The 24,024-nt window shown below is 40.0% G+C and carries 16 protein-coding genes and 2 rRNA genes; 4 read left to right on the top strand and 14 right to left on the bottom strand.

Translation table 11 applies throughout. The features are described from left to right. The first annotated feature begins 570 nt into the window (after positions 1–570). From dapA to cutA, 4 genes are all read left to right on the top strand, one after another. Positions 571–1,479, top strand: coding sequence for a 4-hydroxy-tetrahydrodipicolinate synthase (gene dapA, locus AC2SLP_RS01200; protein WP_486534792.1), 909 nt, complete (start codon positions 571–573; stop codon positions 1,477–1,479). Between the two features lie 118 nt (positions 1,480–1,597). Continuing rightward, positions 1,598–1,981: a hypothetical protein gene (locus AC2SLP_RS01205; RefSeq protein ID WP_486534793.1), complete on the top strand. Its 384-nt coding sequence runs from the start codon at positions 1,598–1,600 to the stop codon at positions 1,979–1,981. A 138-nt stretch (positions 1,982–2,119) separates the two neighbouring features. Then, a complete protein-coding gene (gene purC, locus AC2SLP_RS01210) occupies positions 2,120–2,836 on the top strand; it encodes a phosphoribosylaminoimidazolesuccinocarboxamide synthase (protein WP_486534794.1) in 717 nt (238 codons plus the stop codon). Between the two features lie 11 nt (positions 2,837–2,847). Next, positions 2,848–3,159: a divalent cation tolerance protein CutA gene (gene cutA, locus AC2SLP_RS01215; protein ID WP_486534795.1), complete on the top strand. Its 312-nt coding sequence runs from the start codon at positions 2,848–2,850 to the stop codon at positions 3,157–3,159. 167 nt (positions 3,160–3,326) lie between these two features. Here the strand turns inward: cutA and yjgA are convergent, their stop codons facing one another. From yjgA to AC2SLP_RS01285, 14 genes are all read right to left on the bottom strand, one after another. Further along, positions 3,327–3,836, bottom strand: a complete 510-nt coding sequence (gene yjgA, locus AC2SLP_RS01220) for a ribosome biogenesis factor YjgA (protein WP_486534796.1) — start codon at positions 3,834–3,836, stop codon at positions 3,327–3,329. Positions 3,837–3,946: 110 nt separating this feature from the next. After that, complete coding sequence (gene rapZ / locus AC2SLP_RS01225; protein WP_486534797.1) at positions 3,947–4,879, bottom strand: RNase adapter RapZ; 933 nt, start codon at positions 4,877–4,879, stop codon at positions 3,947–3,949. 302 nt (positions 4,880–5,181) lie between these two features. Next, positions 5,182–6,054: a pantoate--beta-alanine ligase gene (panC, locus tag AC2SLP_RS01230; RefSeq protein ID WP_486534798.1), complete on the bottom strand. Its 873-nt coding sequence runs from the start codon at positions 6,052–6,054 to the stop codon at positions 5,182–5,184. A gap of 78 nt (positions 6,055–6,132) precedes the next feature. Then, positions 6,133–6,945 (bottom strand): 3-methyl-2-oxobutanoate hydroxymethyltransferase, encoded by an 813-nt coding sequence (gene panB / locus AC2SLP_RS01235; protein ID WP_486534799.1) that lies wholly within the window; start codon positions 6,943–6,945, stop codon positions 6,133–6,135. Positions 6,946–7,231: 286 nt separating this feature from the next. Then, positions 7,232–7,750: a 2-amino-4-hydroxy-6-hydroxymethyldihydropteridine diphosphokinase gene (folK, locus tag AC2SLP_RS01240; protein ID WP_486534800.1), complete on the bottom strand. Its 519-nt coding sequence runs from the start codon at positions 7,748–7,750 to the stop codon at positions 7,232–7,234. Positions 7,751–7,851: 101 nt separating this feature from the next. After that, positions 7,852–10,059 (bottom strand): polynucleotide adenylyltransferase PcnB, encoded by a 2,208-nt coding sequence (gene pcnB, locus AC2SLP_RS01245; protein ID WP_486534801.1) that lies wholly within the window; start codon positions 10,057–10,059, stop codon positions 7,852–7,854. Between the two features lie 144 nt (positions 10,060–10,203). Then, complete coding sequence (locus tag AC2SLP_RS01250; protein WP_486534802.1) at positions 10,204–10,794, bottom strand: rhomboid family intramembrane serine protease; 591 nt, start codon at positions 10,792–10,794, stop codon at positions 10,204–10,206. A gap of 162 nt (positions 10,795–10,956) precedes the next feature. Continuing rightward, on the bottom strand, positions 10,957–12,027 hold the full coding sequence (locus tag AC2SLP_RS01255; protein WP_486534803.1) for a 5'-nucleotidase: 1,071 nt from the start codon (positions 12,025–12,027) through the stop codon (positions 10,957–10,959). 286 nt (positions 12,028–12,313) lie between these two features. Continuing rightward, on the bottom strand, positions 12,314–13,603 hold the full coding sequence (locus tag AC2SLP_RS01260; protein WP_486534804.1) for a TRAP transporter large permease: 1,290 nt from the start codon (positions 13,601–13,603) through the stop codon (positions 12,314–12,316). Next, positions 13,600–14,127, bottom strand: coding sequence for a TRAP transporter small permease (locus AC2SLP_RS01265; RefSeq protein WP_486534805.1), 528 nt, complete (start codon positions 14,125–14,127; stop codon positions 13,600–13,602). Before AC2SLP_RS01265 ends, AC2SLP_RS01260 begins: the two co-directional genes overlap by 4 nt. 22 nt (positions 14,128–14,149) lie before the next feature. Continuing rightward, positions 14,150–15,229 (bottom strand): TRAP transporter substrate-binding protein, encoded by a 1,080-nt coding sequence (locus AC2SLP_RS01270; RefSeq protein ID WP_486534806.1) that lies wholly within the window; start codon positions 15,227–15,229, stop codon positions 14,150–14,152. Positions 15,230–15,608: 379 nt separating this feature from the next. After that, complete coding sequence (locus AC2SLP_RS01275) at positions 15,609–20,219, bottom strand: two-partner secretion domain-containing protein (RefSeq protein ID WP_486534807.1); 4,611 nt, start codon at positions 20,217–20,219, stop codon at positions 15,609–15,611. A gap of 677 nt (positions 20,220–20,896) precedes the next feature. Continuing rightward, positions 20,897–21,011: ribosomal RNA gene (rrf, locus tag AC2SLP_RS01280) — 5S ribosomal RNA — on the bottom strand. 146 nt (positions 21,012–21,157) lie between these two features. Further along, positions 21,158–24,012: ribosomal RNA gene (locus tag AC2SLP_RS01285) — 23S ribosomal RNA — on the bottom strand. Positions 24,013–24,024 lie beyond the last annotated feature (12 nt).

A 24,024-nucleotide genomic window follows, 5' to 3' on the forward strand; every position in this document is an offset into this window, starting at 1 on the left:
GCAACTCATAGTTAATCTAGTAACTATTTAACTAGTAACTATTTATTATCTCGTAACTAAAAGTATGATACCTAATTCAGTTTTTATTATTAATTACTATTAGGTCTAAATTTAACCATACCTATCCACTTTGATGAGCTGAATTTTGTTTGAACCTCGTTACACGTCTCTTAATATTGGATTTTTTATTCGTCTTTCTTATCATTCGACTTTGTTATTAATAATGAAAAAACTGACAGTCTTTTTATACTTATATTAGCTTTGAAATAATCAAAGCTATTTATAGAGCGATAGAGTCTAATAAACCTTAATAATAGGTACTGAAAAGCGCTATTTTTAAAACTTAATTTACACAGCTACATTTAAATCTAAAATACGCTGATGATTGCGTGAGGGTGAATGTGCTACACTAATCGCAATATATAGCCCATGATGTCTATTTTGTTTAAATAGCTTGTTTCAACAGGCTTATTTGACATCTATTTTGGGCATTCTATAACGTAATCATATATTAATACCAGTAAACCTATATTAGTAAACTAATATCAGTAAAGATAACAAGGCATAATTATGAGTAACCGCTATTCTGACTTTCAATCACAATTACAAGGTTCTATGGTTGCCTTAGTAACGCCTATGCAGCCCAATGGTGATGTCGATTATCCACGTCTGGCTGAGCTAATCGATTGGCAAATTGAACAAGGCACGCATTGCTTGGTTGCTGTCGGCACTACTGGAGAGTCTGCCACGCTTTCTATGCAAGAGCATAGTGACGTCATTCGCTACTTTGTGAAGCATGTAGACGGACGGGTTCCTGTTATTGCTGGAACAGGCGCGAATAATACAAAAGAGGCCATTCAATTAACTTCTGAAGCTAAGGATGCAGGCGCTGATTGTGCGCTACTTGTTGCCCCTTATTACAACAAACCCACTCAAGAAGGGTTGTATCAGCATTATAAAGCCATTGCTGAAGCCGTGGATATCCCACAAATGCTATATAACGTACCCGGTCGTACTGTGGTTGATATTGCTCAGGAAACCGTTGAGCGTTTGGCCGATTTTGAAAACATTGTTGCTATCAAAGATGCCACAGGCTCGGTCGAACGAGGTAAGCGTCTTATTGAAGCAGTTGGTGATCGTATTAATGTCTTATCAGGTGATGATGGGACGGCTTTAGAACTTATACAGTTTGGCGGTAAAGGTAATATCTCTGTCACTGCTAATATTGTGCCGAAAGCTATGAGCACCGCTTTTTCTGCGGCCTTAAATGGCGACTTTGAAGCTGCAAATGAAGCGCATGAAGCCATCAAGCCACTTCATAGACTTATGTTTATTGAATCAAGTCCAACACCAGTAAAATACGCACTCCACAAAATGGATAAAATAGACACAGGCATTCGTCTACCTATGGTTTGGCTTGATGAAAAGTATCATGATGAAGTTGACGCCGGCTTACGTGCTGTAGGCTTAATTGACTAAACTTAGCATTAGGCTAAAAATATATCATACGCAATAGCATTCATTTAATGTCGTGTTAATACAAAGTCGCATTAACCTCGTTTAAACTTTTGTCATTACAAGCGATAAAGGACAGTTCATGGTTCAATCTATTAAAAAAGTAGCGTACCCATCGGTCTTAATAACTCATGCCGCAACACGCGCAATAAGTCATGCAGCAACTCACACATTAAGGCGTAGGGGTGGTGTGGTAAAAGCAATGGCTATAGGTATAAGTAGCCTTATGCTATTATCAGGTTGTCAAACGACCAAAACTCTTTTTGGGAAGGTGGAAGATGGAAGCTTAGCCTATCAAAAGGCTGAAAAGCTTGAGCCTATGCAGTTGCCTGTCGAAACTCAAACAGCGCCTTTTATTCCTCTATACCCACCTCCATCAGTTGGTGCGAATACCTTAGAGCTTGAGAATGAAGCTGGTAAACGTTATGAACTACCAGCACCTTATCGTCAATTACCTTCTAACTAATTATCTTCTAACTAAGTGTTAGTGCTCAAGCCGCTGATGATTCATATTTTTACTGAATAATTTAAACGATTGGTTTTATTGACTGTCAGTTTTACATAACCTCATTTGTTACTTAACTTCGTGCATAGGATGTTGAACATGCAATTAGAAAAACAAGACCTACTTTATAAAGGCAAAGCAAAATCTGTCTATGAAACAGACAATGCAGACTACCTCATTCTTCATTTTCGTGATGACACCTCAGCCTTTAATGGTGAACGTGTAGAGCAATTAGGGCGTAAAGGTCAAGTTAATAATAAATTCAATGCATTCATCATGCAAAAATTAGATGAAGCAGGTATTGAGACACATTTTGAAGAACAGCTTTCTGATGACGAAGTATTAGTAAAACGGTTAGACATGATACCTGTTGAATGTGTTGTGCGTAACTTTGCAGCGGGTAGTCTTGTGCGTCGTCTGGGTTTAGAAGAAGGCCAAGCTCTATCGCCCTCTACCTATGAGCTGTTTTATAAAGATGATGCGCTTGGTGATCCAATGGTTAACGAATCATTATCAGTATCTTTAGGCTGGGCGACCGATGAACAATTGGCTACAATGAAGACGATTACCTATCAAGTTAATGACGTGCTTACTCAGCTTTTTGATGCAGGTGGTTTGATGTTGGTTGACTTCAAACTTGAGTTTGGCGTATTTAAAGACCGTATTGTACTTGGCGACGAGTTCTCTCCAGATGGTTGCCGCATATGGGATAAAGAGACTAAGAAAAAACTGGATAAAGACCGTTTTCGTCAAAGCCTTGGTGACGTTATAGAATCTTATGAAGAAGTCGCTCAGCGTATTGGTGTGCCTTTATAGGGCTATGCATTATGTATAAACTCACTGTATTTATCCCAGAAGATAATCTAGAACCAGTGAAACTTGCTTTATTTGATGCTGGCGCTGGTAAGATTGGCAACTACGATAGCTGCTGCTGGCAAGTTAAGGGAACGGGTCAGTTCAAGCCTTTAGCAGGGAGCCAGCCATATATCGGTACTCAGGATAGTATTGAAAAAGTCACCGAATGGCGGGTAGAAATGGTTGTTGCTGAAGATAGTATCAAAGCGGTTATTGAGGCTTTAAAACAAGCGCATCCTTATGAAACGCCTGCGTACGATGTCATTAAGGTTACGGGTATTTAGCCGTATTCGCTTAAGTTGTTAGCCCAAAATTTTTACTATAGTCAAAGAAATCTAAAATGGTTACAAGTCAACCGATTGCTAGTACTGCTATAGTAGGGCGAGCGAGGTTAACACCGTAACCGTTTAGTAATTCGCTGACTATAAAGCCTATAAATGCTATGACCGTATTAGCTCAATTGAGTTAATACGGCTACTTCTCTTATATAGCTTTTTATATCCGCTTCGGACTCTTCTAAAAGCTCATCATCATTCATATGCTTAGCATACTCTATCCATAACAAAAGCTGATAGACACTATTGCGTTCGGCAGCAGTAAACTGTTTGCAGAACTGTTTTAACGTACTCTCGTCATTTATATTAAGACGCGTATACCATCCTTCAATCTTGACAGCTTGTTCTGGACTAAAACGAGTGTCAAAAAGCTGCTGAACCAACGCGTGCCGATCTTCTTCACCGATTAGTTTACCTACTCGTTTAATTTGACGGTTACGGGCATTTGCACTGGTAATATCAGTCAAAGCCATTAACTCATCTAAAAAGAACTCACTAACTGGTAGTCTTTTTATTTGCTTTTTGGACATATTAGCCAAAGGTACTGCTAATTTTTGGAGTCGCTCATGTGCTTTTTTAAGCTCAGTACGCGACACCCGCATATCATGCTCGGACCAATCAATCATAAAAATCTCAATATATTAATTTATTTTAAGACCCACAGTATAAAGCCTGTATAGACCATATGTTTATAAAAGTTGAATGTTTATAAAAGTTAAACGAATCACTTTATCAACTAAATTGTCCAACGTGGTTTTTCGCGGTGTTTAACATAGGTGACCATATCTGTGGGGAGATTAGTACTGAGTGCGCGATGTAGATATTCTGCTATGTATACGGAACGGTGCTTGCCACCGGTACATCCAATAGAAATAGTCAAAGTATGCCTGTTGTTGTATAAAAAATCAGGCAACCAGCGCAACAAAAATTTCTCAATATCATTTTGCATCTCAGCAACTTCGGGATACTTCGTAAAAAATGTGTCGACTTCTTCATCAAGGCCAGTTTTGGGTCTTAACTCTCTTTCCCAATGTGGATTGGGCAAAATTCTAACATCAAAAACAAAATCTGAATCAATAGGTACCCCATATTTGAAGCCAAAGGATAGAATATTTATAGTGACCCTATTATCCGCACCAATATACTCACGTATACGCTCTTTTAACTGGTGTATGTTTAGTTGACTGGTATCGATAACCATGTCTGCATTAGTCGAAATAGGCGCTAGAATTTCAGCCTCTTTTTTAATGGCTTTGGGTAGGTTACTCGATGATCCATTCTCTAATGTCATCAACGGATGTACTCGCCTTGTTGCGGCATATCGAGCTACCAATACAGACTCTAAAGCAGTTGCATAAAGGGTTTGCACCTTACCTTCACCAAACGCCTCTACTAATGTCTGTTGTATATTTAAAAAACTTGAGGAATCGGCCATTAAGGTTCGTATATCAATCCCTAGCGCGAGACGTTTAATAAGGCCTTCATCTATTAACCTGTTCACGGCTTCAGGTACTAATGATAACGGCATATTATCAATCGCATGATAGCCTAGGTCTTCAAGCGCATTCAAAATAGAGGTCTTTCCGGACCCTGAGCGTCCGGAAATAATTAGAATATGAATATCAGATTGCATGACACAACCTTGTTGGTTATTTTCTATGCTTGGCATAGATGTCTCACTAATAGGCATTATCAAATTAAATTCCAATTTAAAAAATTCTTTAAAATTAAAACTCTTCAATCATTTAAAATTATTGCAGCCAAATAAGATTTGTCATATATGATGACATGACTCATTATATTAGCTGATATGTTACTTACATATTGAATGAATTAATGTAAAAATTTTATATTAAATCAAATTAAGTTTGAATTAAATGACTATATCCATTCTTTATATCAAGCTTTAGTAAATATTGACCTTAATAGGAAATGACTACAATGTTAACCACCCTATGTGGTCTAATATTTTTAGTCCAATACCAGTTGCTGATTATCAAGTAGCCGAGCTTTACCTAATCGAGCAGCAGCCGCAATGACAAGATGCCTATCCTCATTTAAGTCTTTAACTTCGGTTAAATCTTGGTTACGGACTTCAAGATAATCGACTTCAAATTCAGTCTCGTTGAGGCGGCGAATAGTTTGCTGAATCAACCCCTGCAAATCTTTGATATTTTTAGCAGCACCTTGTTTTAAATCATCAGCCAGTTTTGTAATCTCAAGATTCAGAGTAGGTGACAATTGGCGCTGTTTTTGTGTTAAATATTGATTTCTTGAAGACAAGGCTAGGTTATCATGCGTACGTACGATAGGGCCTGCTAATATAGTAATATCATAGCTCAAATCACGTACCAACTGTTGTATTATAGCCAATTGCTGATAGTCTTTTTGACCGAATACGGCTATATCAGGCTGCACAATGTTGAATAGTTTTGTCACAACGATACCTACCCCATCAAAATGAGTGGGTCTAGATTTACCACATAAAATTTGGCTGATAGAACCTGACAGAACTTGCGTAGGCGGCGGCATAACAGGATACATATCTTGAACGGTGGGAACAAAAATGTAATCCGTTCCAACCATTTCTAGTTTTTGAGTATCTTCAGCTAAGGTACGCGGATAACTGTCTAAATCTTCCCCTACACCAAATTGGGTTGGATTTACGAATATGCTGACAACCACAACATCGGCATGTTGCTGCGCAAGCTTAACTAAAGATAAATGTCCATCATGTAAATTGCCCATCGTTGGAACTAAAGCAATTGTTTTACGATTATTATTATTTCGATATGAGGCTAAGGTTTGACGTAGCGCATTAATAGTGGGTAAGGTTTGGGTCATTCAAACTATTCCAAAAACTTAAAAAATGTATATATTCTAAAGACAATGCTAATTAGGAGCTGTATAAAGACTGATTGGCTAATTAAACTGATGCTGCTGTTTAGGATAACTGCCTTCCATAACAGATTGGTGATACAAGGCAAACGCCCCTTCAACACTGCCCTTATGCTCACCTTCTTGATTACGGGGGTCGGTCAAAAAGTCATGCACAAATCGTGCAGTACGGCCATGCGTGACGCCGAGCATGTCATGCATTACCAAAACTTGACCATCGGTATCAGCGCCTGCACCAATTCCAATAACAGGCACGTCTACAGTCTCTGAAACCTTTTTTGCCAATAGAGCAGGCACACATTCAAGTAAAATTATAGCCGCGCCAGCTTCCACCACTGCTTTAACATCCGCCAATAGCTTGTTGGCACTCTCATCTGATTTACCTTGTACTTTATATCCTCCAAATACGTTGACCGATTGGGGCGTTAAACCCAAATGTACGCATATTGGCGCGCCAGCTGCGGTTAACGCGGAAACGATGGGGCAAAGCTCGTCACCACCTTCAAGTTTCATCACATGAGCGCCAGCCTGCATAATTTTACGAGAGTTACTTATTGCATCTTCAAGTGTGACATAACTCATAAAAGGCAAATCTGCTAATATAAGCGCATGTTTATTGCTACGACTAACATTTTTTGTATGATAGGCTATATCTTCAATAGTCACAGGTAATGTAGAGTCATGCCCTTGAACAACCATGCCTAAGCTATCTCCAATCAAAATAGTGTCAACATTGGCATTTTCCATCATTTTTGCAAACATCGCATCATAACAAGTCAGACAGCTAAACCTTCTGCCTTCTTTCTTAAATTTTCTTAATGTCGATAAAGTAATCATAAGGTCGCTCTTTAATATTCTATTACTATTCAAAATTAGTTATTTTAAAATTAGTCATTAACTGGTTGGGGCGTACACTGTATTAATAAGAGGGTCTAATTGAGAGGCTTATTCAAGTCCAATACAATATATTTGAAACATAAGTAACTAAACCCGTTCGTAGCTCTATCGTATGATACGTTTTAAAGCACTGCGATTGCAGCAAGGTATTAGTCTATATACATCAGTCAATAAACATAAGGTATTTTATAGCAAACCCTAAATATTGGTTCATTGAACAGACTAACTACGGTAATTTATGAAGGTCTTGCCAATCATTTGCTAAGTCAAGCTCAGAGATTGTGACATCATCAATAACGAGTGAGGGGTTTAGTTGCTTCAAAGGTATCAGTACAAAGTTGCGTTCTTTTATACCACGATGAGGGATAGTCAACACTTCAGATGACAACTGTTTGTCTGCATACAATAAAATATCTACATCCAAACTACGCTCTCCCCAACGCCTCAATCGTACGCGCCCAGCGTCATGTTCAAGCTGTTGGCATAACTCCAATAGTTGATGCGGCGTGAGAACGGTGTCTATCTCTACTACCGCATTAATAAAATCAGGTTGATCTTGAGGTCCCAGCGGTGCCGAGACATATAACGACGAAGCACGCACATGGCTGATGGCATCGTGTTCAGTAAGACTATGAATAGCATGATTAATATGCTGTTCAGGCGTACCTAATTCATTGGTTATGTTACTGCCCAATCCAAGATAACAACGATAATATGAACTATCATTATAAGCGGTATCATGCATTTTATTTAATGTCCTATCTAAAGCGTATAAGCATGATTGTAGGAAAGATAATATACCAAACTATATCTAGTCAATCTCAAGCTATCTATACTTACTCAAACTTATTGATTGCGCTCATTCACGCTTAACGAAGAGCTTGGTTGCCTACGCCGCCTTATCGCAGGTATTTGCTTTGATCGGGTAGCAGGACTTTGTTCAGATTCAGCTGCAACTACCCCTTTTTTAGAACCTTTGTTGGTACGAGATTTATTATCCTCTTTAGAAGCTATTGTCTGGCTATCATTTAACTTAGCGGCTTTTGACTTATCAGCTTTTGACTTATCAGCTTTTGACTTAGCACCAGTCGTCTTACTAGCTTTTGACTGACTAGCATTTGTCTTACCCGCTTTTGTATTAGTAGCGGTTTGAGGCGCGTCATCACTACCATCAGTCTTAACTGAGGATATTGAAGCGACTTTATCCTGCTCATTTTGCGATAATTGTTGTGAGGGTAACCGGCGTCGGCGCTGGTTAGGAACAGGCTCCGACTTTGGTAAAACAACAACGTTGTTTGCAAGTTGCTCTACCTTTTTAGTCTTAGACGCTTTACTCACATTTTTTTGATTCAGAGAGTTATCATTAGACTGAGCGTTCTTTTTAGTCACCTCATTATTAGATGAAGAATCAGACTGGCGTTTATTTTCAGCTTTTTTATCCTTATTAGCTTTATCTTTAGTATCAACATCGCCTGTTATTTGACTGTTTAATTGGCCAGGAACTTGTTTAGCCATTTTATCAGCACTAATGGTGAATAGCGGGCTTGGTTGACGTTTCTTAAAGCCATCATCTCCGGCAGGATTACCTAAAGATAATTTTTCAATCTGTGCACGCTCCTTAGCGTATTGGTTATTTGCATTAGCTGTCGTGAGCTTATCCTGTTTAGAAGATGGAGACGTTTTTGACTGCTTTACCGTCTTTGTAGACTGCGCGTTATCTAGACCAACTTGAGCCACATCAGTGGTCGATGTGGTCGGTGAGCTGTTGTCCGTATTACGATTACGGCTACGATTGCGCCTACGGCTAGATTTACTTGCACCGCGGCGACTATCATTAGCGAAATCATCAATAGCTTGCTGCTTTTGTTTTTCAGATAATGTCTGATACGTTTGCCACCACTCACCCATATCATTAGTGGATTCTGAAAGTGGATTTAAATCATCTCCACATTGTTCACGTAACAACAAGAAATCATAAGCTGCACGAAAACGAGCGTGTTCTGCCAATTGAGTAATTTGCTTAACTCGCGGATTGGCAAGCTTTGGCTGCATCATCCAAATATCACGTATGAATTGCTCTGCAAATTTTGGTATGGCAGTTTTGATGCGTTGACGTTCAATCACTTTGCTAGCAGCTTGCAACTGTGCATCATGAAATGGCATATTTTTTTTCTTAAATTTTGCCAATTGATAAAGATAATTGTCCCAAAGTAGCGCTGCATAAAAGAAGGCAGGGTTAATACTTTTGCCTTGAGCGATACGTTTGTCTGTATTAATCGCTACTTGGTTAACCAAAGCGCTAGGGGCTTCAGGTGGATAGATGATTAAATGACGAATAGCGCCATACTCAAATAACAACGGTAATAATGGCACCAAGTATCCGCCGGTGAACATCTTTTGTGACTCATCATATAGACGATGCGGTGATACTTGATCTAATAAAGACCAGTTGTTATCGTGAAACTGTTCAGATAGCTCTTTATCAAAGTCAAACCCAAGCTTTGCTTTAAATCTTAATGCTCTCAATAACCGTACAGGATCCTCTTCAATACGTAGCGGGGCATGACCTAAAAGTCGTAGTGTTTTGCTTTTTATATCTTCATAGGCATTACAAAAATCGTGTACCACACCTTTAATAGGCTGATAGTACATGGCATTAATTGAAAAATCGCGACGTTCAAAATCTTGCTTAATATCGCCCCAAACATTATCGCGCACAATCATTCCATCACTTGTGGTGTGTGCATCACCATTTGGCGGCGCCCTAAATGTTGCCACTTCAATCATATCTCGCCCAGAATATACATGAGCTAACTGAAAACGACGACCAATGATACGACAACGCTTGCCAAAAATATCTTTAACTTCATGCGGTCTTGCATCTGTTACTGCGTCAAAGTCCTTAGGATTGAGGCCAAGAAGTGTATCTCGTACCCCACCACCCACAATATACGCATCAAAACCACCTTGGTTAAGCGTAGATATCACTTCTATAATTGAATTTGGTAAATCTACTTTACTTAATCCTAACTGCTTGGCTGAACGTTCTGCCATGCATCTACTCCCTACAAACTAAAAAAGCCTTGTATAGCCTACTTTACGAATTGTAGTCATACAGGGTATATGTAAGTGCTAGTTTAACAAATTTTTCATGTGATTGCCTGATATACTTAATGCGAACCCTTATCAAAATTGTATTTAGTTAATATAATAATGTTTTGAGTTCGCACCAATCAGTAACCCAATACACAATCCGCCAAAGTGAGCAGCAAATGAAATACCTGTTTGTGGCATAAGCCCCTGTTTTAACACTAGCCAGTAGCTTGCCCCCATAAGCAAACAAGCTAAAAGATAGCCCCACCTTTTTGCAAAGATTGCCCCGCCTATCATATAACCTAGCATAGCGAAGACCAGACCTGAAGCTCCTATATGAATTGAGAACGGAGAGCCTAAACCCCACGTCATGAAGCCAGAGCCTATAATTAATTTGATAATTGTTCGATATGCATTGCGCTCAAACAGTCCGAATAAAAACAGTATCTGCGCAAGTATAATAGTATTGCCGATGATATGAGCAAAATTGCCGTGCATGGTCCATGATGCAATAACCCCAATCATACTATTAAGACTTAGAGAGCGAGGAATAATCCCGAATGCATTCCAAAGGTTAAACAATACCGTATTATTTAATATATACATGATCCACATTGGCAAAAATATAATCATATATAGACCAAAAACTTGGCCAATACGATGCTGAACAACGCGTGTTATATCTTTTACATTCATAACTTTAATACCAATATTCAATCATATATATTTTCAGAGTTTTCTAATACTTATATTATAGCGATACCCATGCAGTGCGTACCTAAGATTGGCTTAAGATTAAGTAAGTAAATAAGTACTTAATTAAGTGCTTAAATAGCTAGCTTATACTACTCTAGGTTTCTAGATTTCTAGATTTCTAGATTTATCTTTGTTCTTGAGCCGCCATGTGTACTCATTTAGCGGTGATGATGAATGATAAGGTACCAGTGCTGAAGGTACAAACCCTCTTGCGGCCTCAATATGCTTAATAGAATCATCGAAGAATATATGGGGTGCAAATGTTTTTAATACAGCTGTTTTCTCAAGTCCTCCCAAGAAAAATGCCATATCAACATTTACGCCCCATTCACGTAAAGTTTTAATTGCACGTAAATCTGCTGGCGCATTCCTAGCTGTTACTAATGCGATTTGAACTGGCTTTTTAGTTTTTAAATAAGGCAAACGCCGCTGCAATAAGGAGAGCTTAATTAATAAGTCAGCATACGGCCCTTTCTCAATCGGTAGATCTATCATCTCAGCTTCTCTATCATGAAACGCTTTCAAACCGTACTGTTTATAGAGTAGCTCACCAGAATCATCAAATAAAACCGCATCCCCATCAAAAGCTATACGCAACTGATCTATATCTAATTTATAAGTATTAACTGGCGTTGCATCTAGTATTGCACAAGCGCAAATACGCCTATCTGCAATACTCTGTGCATCTTCACGATTGGTGGTTAAAAACAAATCCACATCGAAATCGGCCACATAATCAGCTACGCTGCCTCCAGAAATAAAAGCCGAGCGCGTAATAGAAAGCCCTCTATTGCGGATGGCATTTAAAACTCGGATACCTGTTTCAGGGCAGCTCTTTGAAACAATGACAACTTCTACTAAAGGCGATTTGTTTTCATAGGGGTCTGTTTTATAGCCATCTAAACTACTATTTAAATTATGGCCTAAACTACTATTAACATTATTGCTAGCATTATATTTATTAAGGTTTAAAATCGCTTGAATTAATGGGAACCCTACCCCTATTTCCAAATCCTCATGCTCGCGTTCGTACATATATTCTCTAAACAAGCGAATGGCATTTTGAGGATCTTGTTTTATTAATTCTTCTCTATATGCCTCGGATTCACTCAAGTCATACAATGCGGTTGCAGAGATTGCGATTATAAGTGTCTTTGATAAATCTATGGGCATAGCCTTCCTTACAACTAAGCTAATTAACTTATAAGAGATAAAAGGGTGGAAACAAGTATTCAGCAGTCAGTTTACGCTATATATTTTACAAAATATTATGAGAGTTGTTGTCTTAATTAAAACTGTAAACAAAAGCCTTTTATTATATGGTGGCAATCCTACTAAAAGACAAATACTAGCAATTAGTTTAAGTACTAAATTCTAAACCATCAAAAAAGCCATACTGTTAGGTTACCAGTATGGCCTCTAAGTCTAAAATTTTACACTTTAAAAACGGTTTATATTATTAAGATAAAAATACCAAGGCGATCGATGGGAATGCGACCAATATCACTAGCCTAACAACATCTGAGACAATGAAAGGTGCTACGCCCCTAAACATATCAGAGAGTTTAATATGTGGCGCCATAGCTTTAATAACAAAAATGTTCATGCCCATCGGTGGCGTGATTAAACCAAGCTCAACAGTCAATACCGCAATAATACCAAACCATACTGGGTCATAGCCTAAAGCTACAATGATTGGGAATACGACAGGAATCGTAATAACCAACATTGCCAAGGCATCCATAAATAACCCTAGCAAAAAGTACATCACTAAGATACTGATTAATACCACAAGAGGACTTACCGCAAGGCCGCCTATCCATTCTGCCAAAGAATTCGCAATCCTTGACACATTAATAAACAGGCCTAACGCTTCAGCACCTAATAGCATAAAGAATACCACGGCGGATAACGCTAACGTTTCTATTAAAGACTGTTTAAGGCCCTTAAAGCGCATGCCTTTAAACGCCGCATATAACCAAGAAGCAAATGCGCCTACTGCTGCACCTTCCGTTGGTGTAAATAGCCCAAAGAATATACCTGCAATAATTATGACGAATATGAAGCCAAAAGGAATAAGACCTGTTAAGGATAATACTTTATCCTTCCATGAGGTTCTCTCGCCACGCTCGGCTAAATGCGGCTTCCACCGCACCATTATCATCACAGTGATGGAATACATGACCATACCCAATATGCCAGGTAAAAAGCCTGCAATGAACATATCGCCTACAGACTGCTCAGTAAGAATCGCATACACAAGCAGTGCAATACTAGGCGGAATCATAATACCTAAAGTACCGCCGGCTGCTAAAATGCCACATGCAAAACCAGGTTGGTATCCGTATTTTTCCATTTCTGGTAAGGCAACACGGGTCATAGTTGATGCGGTTGCCAAAGAAGATCCCGAGATAGAAGCGAAGATACCAGAAGAGCCAATACCTGCAATACCAAGACTACCTCTGACACCGCCAAATATCGTTCGGGTGGCATCAAATAGCTTTCCAGCCATACCCGAATGAGCAGCAAATACACCCATTAGAATAAATAAAGGTATGGCGCTAAAATCATATTTTGCTAAAACTGCGGTTGGAATATCTTTTAACATTTGTAGTGCGCTACCAGGACTCGTGATAGCGCCAAAGCCTACCAAACCTACCCCTAACATTGCTAATGCTACTGGAACTCTAAAACATACAAACAGTATCATGGCTACTAAGCCAATCGATCCGATAATTTCAGGACTCATGCACCTGTCTCCTCAGCGTCATAGAACTCACCTGTCCTGAAAATATTAATTGATTCATATAAAGCTCTATAAGCCAATAATGCACTTAAAAATGAGCTTATTAAATAAATCGGGGTCATAGAAATACGTAAGTCTTGAGTAACTTTACCGAATTCAGCGGCATCCATTGCGCTTTCATAAAGACCGAAGACAAAGACCACGCCTAATGCAAAATATCCCACCATGAAAATGCCCATTAGGTACCCTTTCCATTTTTGTGAAATACCTTGAGTAAATACATCTACAATAACTTGAGATCTTTCTACATAGGCGGCAAACGCGGCAAGTAAAGCGAACAGCATCATATAAGAAACTATTTCAACCGTTCCTTTAATAGTAAATCCAAAATCTCCGCCAGTCAGTTTAAAGACATAGCGTGTAATGACATCCGCAATAGTGACTAGAACAATGACTATTAAACTGATGCCACCTATTAATTCACAAATCTTTTTAAACAGATTATTAATGCTAGCAAACATTGACATAAATTATACCTACTAACAGTCATTAACCTTCACAAGATTGGCTTGCAGCTTTCGCAGCTTCATATACCGCATCTGCATCTAGTCCTAAATCATTGACGTCGGACAGATACTTTTTGGTTCCCTCTTCTAACGGACCTTTCCAATTTGGGTCATTTAGTGGATTAGGTATTTCAATTACTTCATGACCTAAGTCTTTGGCATTTTGTAGTGCTTTTAGATCATGTTTGTCAAAGACTTCACCGACTTTCTTAGCAAGCGCCATCCCAGAATTATCGTCTAAAACTTTTTTAAGATCATCCGGTAAACTATTATAATTATCTTTATTCATAGCAACCATTAAGCCTGAGCTATAAAAAGGAATGTTGGTATGATATTTAGTAACTTCATCAATCTTAAAGGTTGTGACAGCTTCCCAAGGAAAGCTTAATCCATCAACGACACCACGTTGTAGTGAGGTATAGATATCATTAGCAGGTAGGCCAACAGGGGATGCGCCCATACTTTCGATAATATCACCAGCCACTGCTGATGGACGACGTATGCGCATGCCCTTCATATCATCAGGCGTTTCAATGAGCTTGTCTGAAGTATGTAATGCCCCAGGTCCTGCACCGTACATAAATAGGATGTGAGAATCTTCATATTCGCCTGCAATAGTTCCATTTTCATATAAAGTTTGGAGTATACAGCCCATTTGTGTAGCAGAGCTTGATAACCCTGGCAGCTCGGCAATCTGTGTTAGCGGGAAGCGTCCATTGGTATAACCATGCGCTTGAGATCCGATATCTACAGTACCTTTTACTGCAGCCTCGTAGGTGACCTGGGGCTTACTTAAAGAGGCAGATGGATATAACTCAACTTTGAGTCTTCCATTTGAGTCTTGTTCAATTTTTTCAGCCCAAGGCTCTAACACCTCTTTGCTAAAAGAAGACGTTGCAGGCCAAAAGTGTGAAAACCTTAGGGTAGTTACTTCTTGAGATGATGCTTCCGTAGTCGTCACATCTTCAGTGGTTTCAGGTGTGTCATTAGCGGATTGGTTTGAACAGCCGACAAGGCCAGACGCGACGAGTATAGCCGCAGAAAGAGTGGTATGAAGTTTCATTATCAATTCCTTTGATATGTTAAAAAACCTATTGATCCTTAATAGGTAGATAGAGTTGCAAGGCGATTACTTAGATAGGTCAAATTCAATAGGTAAATAAGCAAGAAGCTATTTACTAATTATCAATATATTTACTAACTATTAATAAAAGGATGAGCAACCTAAGTCAGTAAACATGTATGCATTGAAAGTAACAACTAAAATGATATATGTCAACTCATTTAACAGCAAATTATGTACGCATGATCGATAAAATTCAATCTTATTATTAATAATTTAAAAACATTAAAGCCCGTATGCTTGAGATACAGGCTTTAATGATCAAGTAACGACATAAATTAAAACGTTCAACTAACCTAAGTTTTACCGAGTATGATAATTATAGTGAGACTTTGGCTTGTGTATCTTCGCCATCAGTATCATCCCACTCATAATCAAATTCTACAAGTTTATTTAGACCTTCACCTGATATTAAGTTAGAGATAATATAAGGCGCATCTAACGCTTCTAGATTAACTACTGTATTAAACGTGTGTACATAATCATCATTATTGCTTTGGCTTATTTGCGCGCCATTTAATTCACTAACATCCGACGTAAATGTGGCTGCATTGACATTAATATTGTCAGTTGAAAGGTTAGCATTGAAACGCTGTGCCTCTACATTAGCATGCTGCGTGACACGTTGACTATCTACACCCAAGCTAATTTTCCCGTTAGCATTGATAGTAACAAAGCTACCATCTGCTACATTCTCAGGTAAAAAATGACCGACACTTTTTACTAAAGCTGTGACATCAACGTTATCCAACACAGCGTCATTTTCCACATTATCTGCCGCACCCGTATTAAAAGCACCTAGTAATTGTTGAAAATCAAAAGTAGAAAATGCCGACTTGAAATCAACAGGGTCTATGTCTTCAAAATCAATTTTAATAGGTAACTCATTTAAGGGCATGGCTAGGTCTATATTGACTTTACGCACAGCATCTTGAGCAGAGCTAACGTTAAAATCGCCTTGAGCGTTAACGTCTAATTGTGCGACATTTACATTACCTTGCAAGTTTACCGCCTCACCGCTATCGATAGACAGTTGCCCAGCGTTTAAATTACCCAGTGTGTAAGCGCTACTATTGTCAGCTTTAATAGCGAAGGTAGTGTCAGTCACTGCTGAAGCACCAGTAGGCAGGCTACCACCAATAGCAAAACGCCCCATTTCAGTTTTAGACTCAGCTGCTATAATGTCTACGCCCCCTCTACCACTTAAGTTAACAGACCGCGCATCAATATTAGCACCTCCTATGGTTAATACTGAATCCGAACTTGAAGCATTTACATTCACAGTGTCAGCATTGATAGTCGCACCATGCGCGGTATTCGACTTTTCATGCGCAATATTTACAGCACCGCCTAAACCAAGAAGCTTGCCTGTTGTGACTGCTTCTGTAACGTCTAAATTAAATGCAGTATCACCGCCAATTGCAACCTCTGTATTCGTAGAGGTGTCTTGACCTACTAAGATGTTCGCTTCAGCGCCATCAACGGTTACGGTAGTTGCATTAACATTCGCACCATTAATCTGCGCTATGTTATCAGAAGTTACTTGTAACTCACCTACGTTTACGTTGGCAACTTGCGCCTTACTTTCCTCGGCTTTTATAACATTAAACCCAGCCTCGACATCAATAGATGGCACACTAATCGCACCACCCGTCGCAGGCACAATAGTAAAACCAGTACCGCCGCCTAGATTAAAGCCACCTGCTGTTTGCCACTTTCTATCGCTATCTTGAGTAATTTGTGCGGTGTTACCTGCATTAATGCTATAGCTTGTCGCTTGTACATCCTGAGCCACACTAGCGTCATTAGTCGCACTGATATCTACCGTTTGAGCGTTTAAGCTACCTTTAACCGTGGTAGCATCACCAATTTGTTGATATTGATACGAACCTTGTGTGCCAATGTTTAAGTTAACATCGGCTAGAGTAGCGCTGCCTGCACCAAAGTCAAGCTCACCCATACCAATATGGGTCGTCGTCACTGATGAATCATAATCGGCTTTACCAGTATAGTCATTGGCATTTATCAAGATAGATTCGGCGTCCATTTGTGTGCCGATATCCAAAACTTGGTTAGTAGCGTTAATATCTATCGTATCAACTGCATTCAATACAGTTGGCGTTGCGGTTTTAATTTCAGTGGTTGTACTGGCGCCGTTACCAGACACTGCTAACGTACCGTCAATAACTTTTAATAAGCCAGAGGCAAGAGTAATAGAACCTGTACCACTACCTACAATGCCTTTGTCAACAACGCGATCATACGTCGCTTGGTTAGTAATGTCTGCACCTGATAAACTTATATTTTCTGCCGTAATAGCCGTACCCTTATTGCTAAGTTGACCTGTGGCATTAATCGTTACATTATTGGCATTAAGCGCGCTATTCTTACTTGTATATTCATTATGGAATTTAACAGTTTGGTCAATACCGATACCTAAACCAATCTTGATACCACTAAGACCACCTTTAATATAGCCTTCAGGACCAACTGCTTTGGTTGTTGTACTCTTCGTCGCTACCAATGCTTCACCAGCATCAATGGAGACATCATCGGCTACGATATTAATAGCGCTATCGGCATCAATATCACTACCTTGCAAATTCACAAGTTGCGCTTTTAGATTAACTTTATCGGCAGACAACGTGTTACCTACAACGCTACCAGTACCTTGTTGTGTGGTTATAGTCTTACCTTTTGTGCTACTACTGGCGTCTATATTAACCTCATTTATAAAGCTTGCGTTTAATAGACTATCCACAGCAGGACTAGGCGCATCAAAATCAAATGATGACTCGGTCTCAACAGAAAATGTTTGCTCAATGGTAGTTATATCCGTTGAAGTAGCAATGGCTGTACTTAAGTTTGATTTAGCATCAATATCAATGGTATCAGTCGCGCTAAGGTTACTGCCTATCATATTAACTGTATCACCTACTATAGCGACATTATCTCCAGATACATCGGAAGAAGTGCTAGTAGTAATAGTTTGTTCAGTTATGGTTTGACCATCAGTTATATTTAACGCTTTACCTTTTCTATCTTTTTTGTAATTGGTAGTCGTCGCCATACCATTTTCGATATTGATAACATCTGAAGCAGTTATAGTTAACTCGTTCACTTTATCAGTCGTTCTTGTGGCAACACGACTTCCAATAATATTGACATCTTTTTGACTGTCGATATTTATAGTATCTGCATCAATACTTGAGCCAACGATCTGGTTTTGAGTACTATTGTCATTATGAGTTTCACCACCTTCAAGACCGCCCCAATACGTGAAGCTATTTTTATTCTCTTGGCTAAAGTTTTTATTGCTATGACTAATATTTATGTTGTCTTCAGCGATTAAATCAAGATTGCTTGCTTTAATGTCCACACCCTGCAATTCTTGTGCACCACCACTGTTTAACGAGACTTCATCGCCTTTAACTGTAGTATTTGTAAGCATTTGCGAAGTCGTTGTTGTTCCATTTTCGCCAGTTTTCAATCTTGAACTTTCATTTTTATATCGATTGATATTACTACTTACACTAGTCTGCATAACTGAAACTAGTTTTAAATTTTCACCCCCCGACAGACTGATAGAAGTATTATCACCCTCATTAACTTGCTCAATTGCAGTACCACTTATATTTAGGTCTGATAAGGCATCAAGATTAATATTGTCAGTGGCCATTAAACTAGAGCCATGATGTTGCTCAGCGGTATCAATGACTTCATTTTCATTGAACCATAATCCTTTACTACGGCGCGCAGTTTGACTGGTGGTGTTCGTCGTTATAACACCCTTAATGGTTATGTTGTCACCATTGGCATTAATAGTATTACCGGTTAATTGACTGCCTTTGATTTCAACCTCTTTACCCGCCAAATTAATCGCTTTAGCATTAATAGTAGAGCCTTGATACGCCTCGGTATCAGTATAGTTGGTATTGGTTAATGTTACTCTAGCATCCAATTTTTGCTCCGATTCATTAACATCACCGGCAACTGCTATCACATCACCACCGATAGATAAATATTTATTACCAACCAAATCTACAGAGTCTGCATAAATACTGCTATCGACAATTTCTAAATTATCAGCCGTCGCTCTAATACTATCAGTAGCATTCAAATCTGCTTGAACGGTTTGATTGCCTCGGTCATCATTATTATGTAATCGAATACGTCCAGCTTGCATACTGCCAACAACGCTACCATCCATCACTCGTAAAGGCTGAAAACCGCTTAAAGATTCCATTGATAAGTCGTCGTAATTTGCAACGTAACGACCTGATAAGACATTGATTGAATCGTTTGCAACAATATTACCGTTAACATCAACCTTTGGTGCCAATAAATCAAGACGCTCATCGCCATCGACATCACCTAGCACCTTTAAGGTCTTACTACGTTTACCAACTTCAAACCCACTTAACTTATCTTCACTGACGTTTGGTGTTCCTACTACTAAAGATGCACGATTGGTATTAATGAAACCACAGCCATTACAAGTAATGCCATTTGGATTGGCTAAGACATAATCTGCCGCAATACCAAAGACTTCTTGCTGACCCAAAATTAAAGAAGGGTTTTTAGATATGACTTCATTCAAGATTATAGAAGCAGCTCCGTTGGTCAAATTTTCATTCGCTTCAAGCTGCCCTGCTAAAGTAGATGTGCCTGAACTTAATGAATTATTAAATACGGCCCCAGCTTCACTAACATTAAAATCTCTATATTGATTATGCGATAATCCATTTTCATAAGGTGTGGCAATATTGATTATATCGACACCGTTCTGTTGCGTAGTTTCAGTTTGTCCGACTGCATTGATACCATCTGCCAACGCTACCGTAGAAACCGTCGGTAAAGCCAATGCTATACCAACAGTACATGCAATCCTACCTTGAGTAGATAATTTGAAAGATTTAGAGGTTTTCATATTTCGCCCTTTTATTAATTTATAATTATTTTTTTATAGTGATAAAATTTTCATCAAAGAAATTCACTTCTCTATTTTTTAATACTTAAACTTTAAATTAATAAGGTGTTATTAATTCTATAAAATCTTATTTAAAAGTTATTAAGTAATCAAAACCAATTGATTAGACTGATAGGTAATAAATATATGAAACGTATAAGGGAAGATTTGACGTAAAAACTTAATACTTAAACATAAAAAGGAATTATACGTTTCGGTATAATTCCTTATATCCTATTGATATTACAATAAATTTAATAAGTCCACCAGCATAAAATATTAATAATATTAAAAAAATGTTCTTTTCCGATAAGATTCACTCATTCAGTTTTCATTTTAAAAGCTAATGTAGCTAGAAATAATTTATATATATATGTTAACTATTTTTTTATTTCAATAGTTGGAGTATTCCTATATAGAGATATTATAAATACAACTCATATATAATCAGCGAACTACTAAACGGTTACGGCGTTAATCTGGTTAAGCCTACTCTCGTATGAATTGCGACTTGCACTCACTAGCCTTGTAGCCAGTTTAGACTTCTTTGACTATAGGTATTAGATAGTAAATCAAGTTTCATCCAGCCAAAAAAAAGCCCCCTATACATAAGTACAGGGGGCTTTTAGGGTATAGGGAGCTGACGATGACCTACTCTCACATGGGCGGACCCACACTACCATTGGCGCAACGATGTTTCACTTCTGAGTTCGAGAAGGGATCAGGTGGTTCCAACGTGCTATTGTCGTCAGCAAAGGGGGTATAGATATGAGTTATTGTAATGAACCTGAATCAATTCACTGTATATAAGTGATATAAATAATCAAATATATAAGTAATTATCAGGTGATATCGAAATAATTGGCTGATGTACAACTTTAAAACCACTTGGGTGTTGTATGGTCAAGCCGATCGAGCAATTAGTACAGGTTAGCTACACACATCACTGCGCTTCCACACCCTGCCTATCAACGTTGTAGTCTACAACGACTCTTAAGGGAAATCTAATCTTGAGGTTGGCTTCCCGCTTAGATGCTTTCAGCGGTTATCCAATCCGAACGTAGCTACCGGGCAATGCCATTGGCATGACAACCCGAACACCAGCGGTTCGTCCACTCTGGTCCTCTCGTACTAGGAGCAGATCCTCTCAAATTTCCAACGCCCACGGTAGATAGGGACCGAACTGTCTCACGACGTTCTAAACCCAGCTCGCGTACCTCTTTAAATGGCGAACAGCCATACCCTTAGGACCTGCTTCAGCCCTAGGATGAGATGAGCCGACATCGAGGTGCCAAACACCGCCGTCGATATGAACTCTTGGGCGGTATCAGCCTGTTATCCCCAGAGTACCTTTTATCCGTTGAGCGATGGCCCTTCCATACAGAACCACCGGATCACTAAGACCTACTTTCGTACCTGCTCGACTTGTGGGTCTCGCAGTTAAGCGCGCTTTTGCCTTTATACTCTTTGAACGATTTCCGACCGTTCTGAGCGCACCTTCGTACTCCTCCGTTACTCTTTAGGAGGAGACCGCCCCAGTCAAACTACCCACCATACATTGTCCTCGGTATTGTTATACCTGAGTTAGAACCTCAACATGACCAGGGTGGTATTTCAAGGTTGGCTCCACAAATACTGGCGTATCTGCTTCAAAGCCTCCCACCTATCCTGCACAAGTCAGGTCAAAGTTCAATGTAAAGCTGTAGTAAAGGTTCACGGGGTCTTTCCGTCTAGCCGCGGGTACACAGCATCTTCACTGCGATTTCGATTTCACTGAGTCTCTGCTGGAGACAGCGCTGCCATCATTATGCCATTCGTGCAGGTCGGAACTTACCCGACAAGGAATTTCGCTACCTTAGGACCGTTATAGTTACGGCCGCCGTTTACTGGGGCTTCGATCAAGAGCTTCGCCTTACGGCTTACCCCATCAATTAACCTTCCAGCACCGGGCAGGCATCACACCCTATACGTCCACTTTCGTGTTTGCAGAGTGCTGTGTTTTTAATAAACAGTTGCAGCAGCCTGGTATCTGCGACTGCTAATAGCTTACGGGGCAAGCCCTTCACCATCAGCAGCGTACCTTCTCCCGAAGTTACGGTACCATTTTGCCTAGTTCCTTCAGCAGAGTTCTCTCAAGCGCCTTGGTATTCTCTACCTGATCACCTGTGTCGGTTTAGGGTACGATTCGTTTATGACTAAGTTTAGAAGCTTTTCCTGGAAGCATGGTATAGACCGCTTCGCTGTACAAGTACAGCTTGCTATCAGATCTCAGCATTAATAGCCCGGATTTACCTAAGCCATCTGCCTACATCCTTTCACCTGGACAACCATCGCCAGGCCGGTATAACCTTCTCCGTCCCTCCATCACATCATAAACAAGTATCGGAATATTAACCGATTTCCCATCGACTACGCCTTTCGGCCTCGCCTTAGGGGTCGACTCACCCAGCCCCGATTAACGTTGGACTGGAACCCTTGATCTTCCGGCGTGGATGCTTTTCACACCCATTATCGTTACTCACGTCAGCATTCGCTCTTGTGATACCTCCAGCATGCCTTACAACACACCTTCTCAGGCTTACACAACGCTCCCCTACCACTTGAAACAATTTTCAAATCCGCAGCTTCGGCTCCTAGTTTGAGCCCCGTTACATCTTCCGCGCGGGCCGACTCGACTAGTGAGCTATTACGCTTTCTTTAAAGGATGGCTGCTTCTAAGCCAACCTCCTAGCTGTCTATGCCTTCCCACTTCGTTTCCCACTTAACTAGGAATTTGGGGCCTTAGCTGGCGGTCTGGGTTGTTTCCCTCTCCACGATGGACGTTAGCACCCACCGTGTGTCTCCCGGATATCACTCATCGGTATTCGGAGTTTGCATCGGTTTGGTAAGTCGGTATGACCCCCTAGCCGAAACAGTGCTCTACCCCCAATGGTGTTCGTCCGAGGCGCTACCTAAATAGCTTTCGGGGAGAACCAGCTATCACCGAGTTTGATTAGCCTTTCACCCCTATCCACAAGTCATCCCCTGGCTTTTCAACGACAGTGGGTTCGGTCCTCCGGTGCCTGTTACGGCACTTTCAACCTGCTCATGGATAGATCACTCGGTTTCGGGTCTATACCCCGCAACTAAACGCCCTATTAAGACTCGGTTTCCCTACGGCTCCCCTAATTGGTTAACCTCGCTACAGAATATAAGTCGCTGACCCATTATACAAAAGGTACGCGGTCACCCCACAAGGAGGCTCCCACTGCTTGTACGCACACGGTTTCAGGTTCTATTTCACTCCCCTCACAGGGGTTCTTTTCGCCTTTCCCTCACGGTACTGGTTCACTATCGGTCAGTCAGGAGTATTTAGCCTTGGAGGATGGTCCCCCCATCTTCATACAGGATTTCTCGTGTCCCGCACTACTTAATATGCTTCATCTAGAATTTCGACTACGGGACTATCACCCACTATGGTCAGATTTCCCACTCTGTTCGTCTATTCTAAAATCCGTCGGCTCCTCCCCGTTCGCTCGCCGCTACTAGGGGAATCTCTTTTGATGTCTTTTCCTAAGGGTACTGAGATGTTTCACTTCCCCTCGTTCGCCTACCAGTAAACTGGTATACCTAGCTTACGCTAAGTGGGTTTCCCCATTCAGAAATCTCCGGATCACAGGATATTGCCGCCTCCCCGAAGCTTATCGCAGGCTGTCACGTCTTTCTTCGCCTCTGACTGCCAAGGCATCCACCATGTGCGCTTAATTACTTGACCATACAACCCCAA

It is taken from the genome of Psychrobacter sp. CX21 (assembly GCF_057396255.1).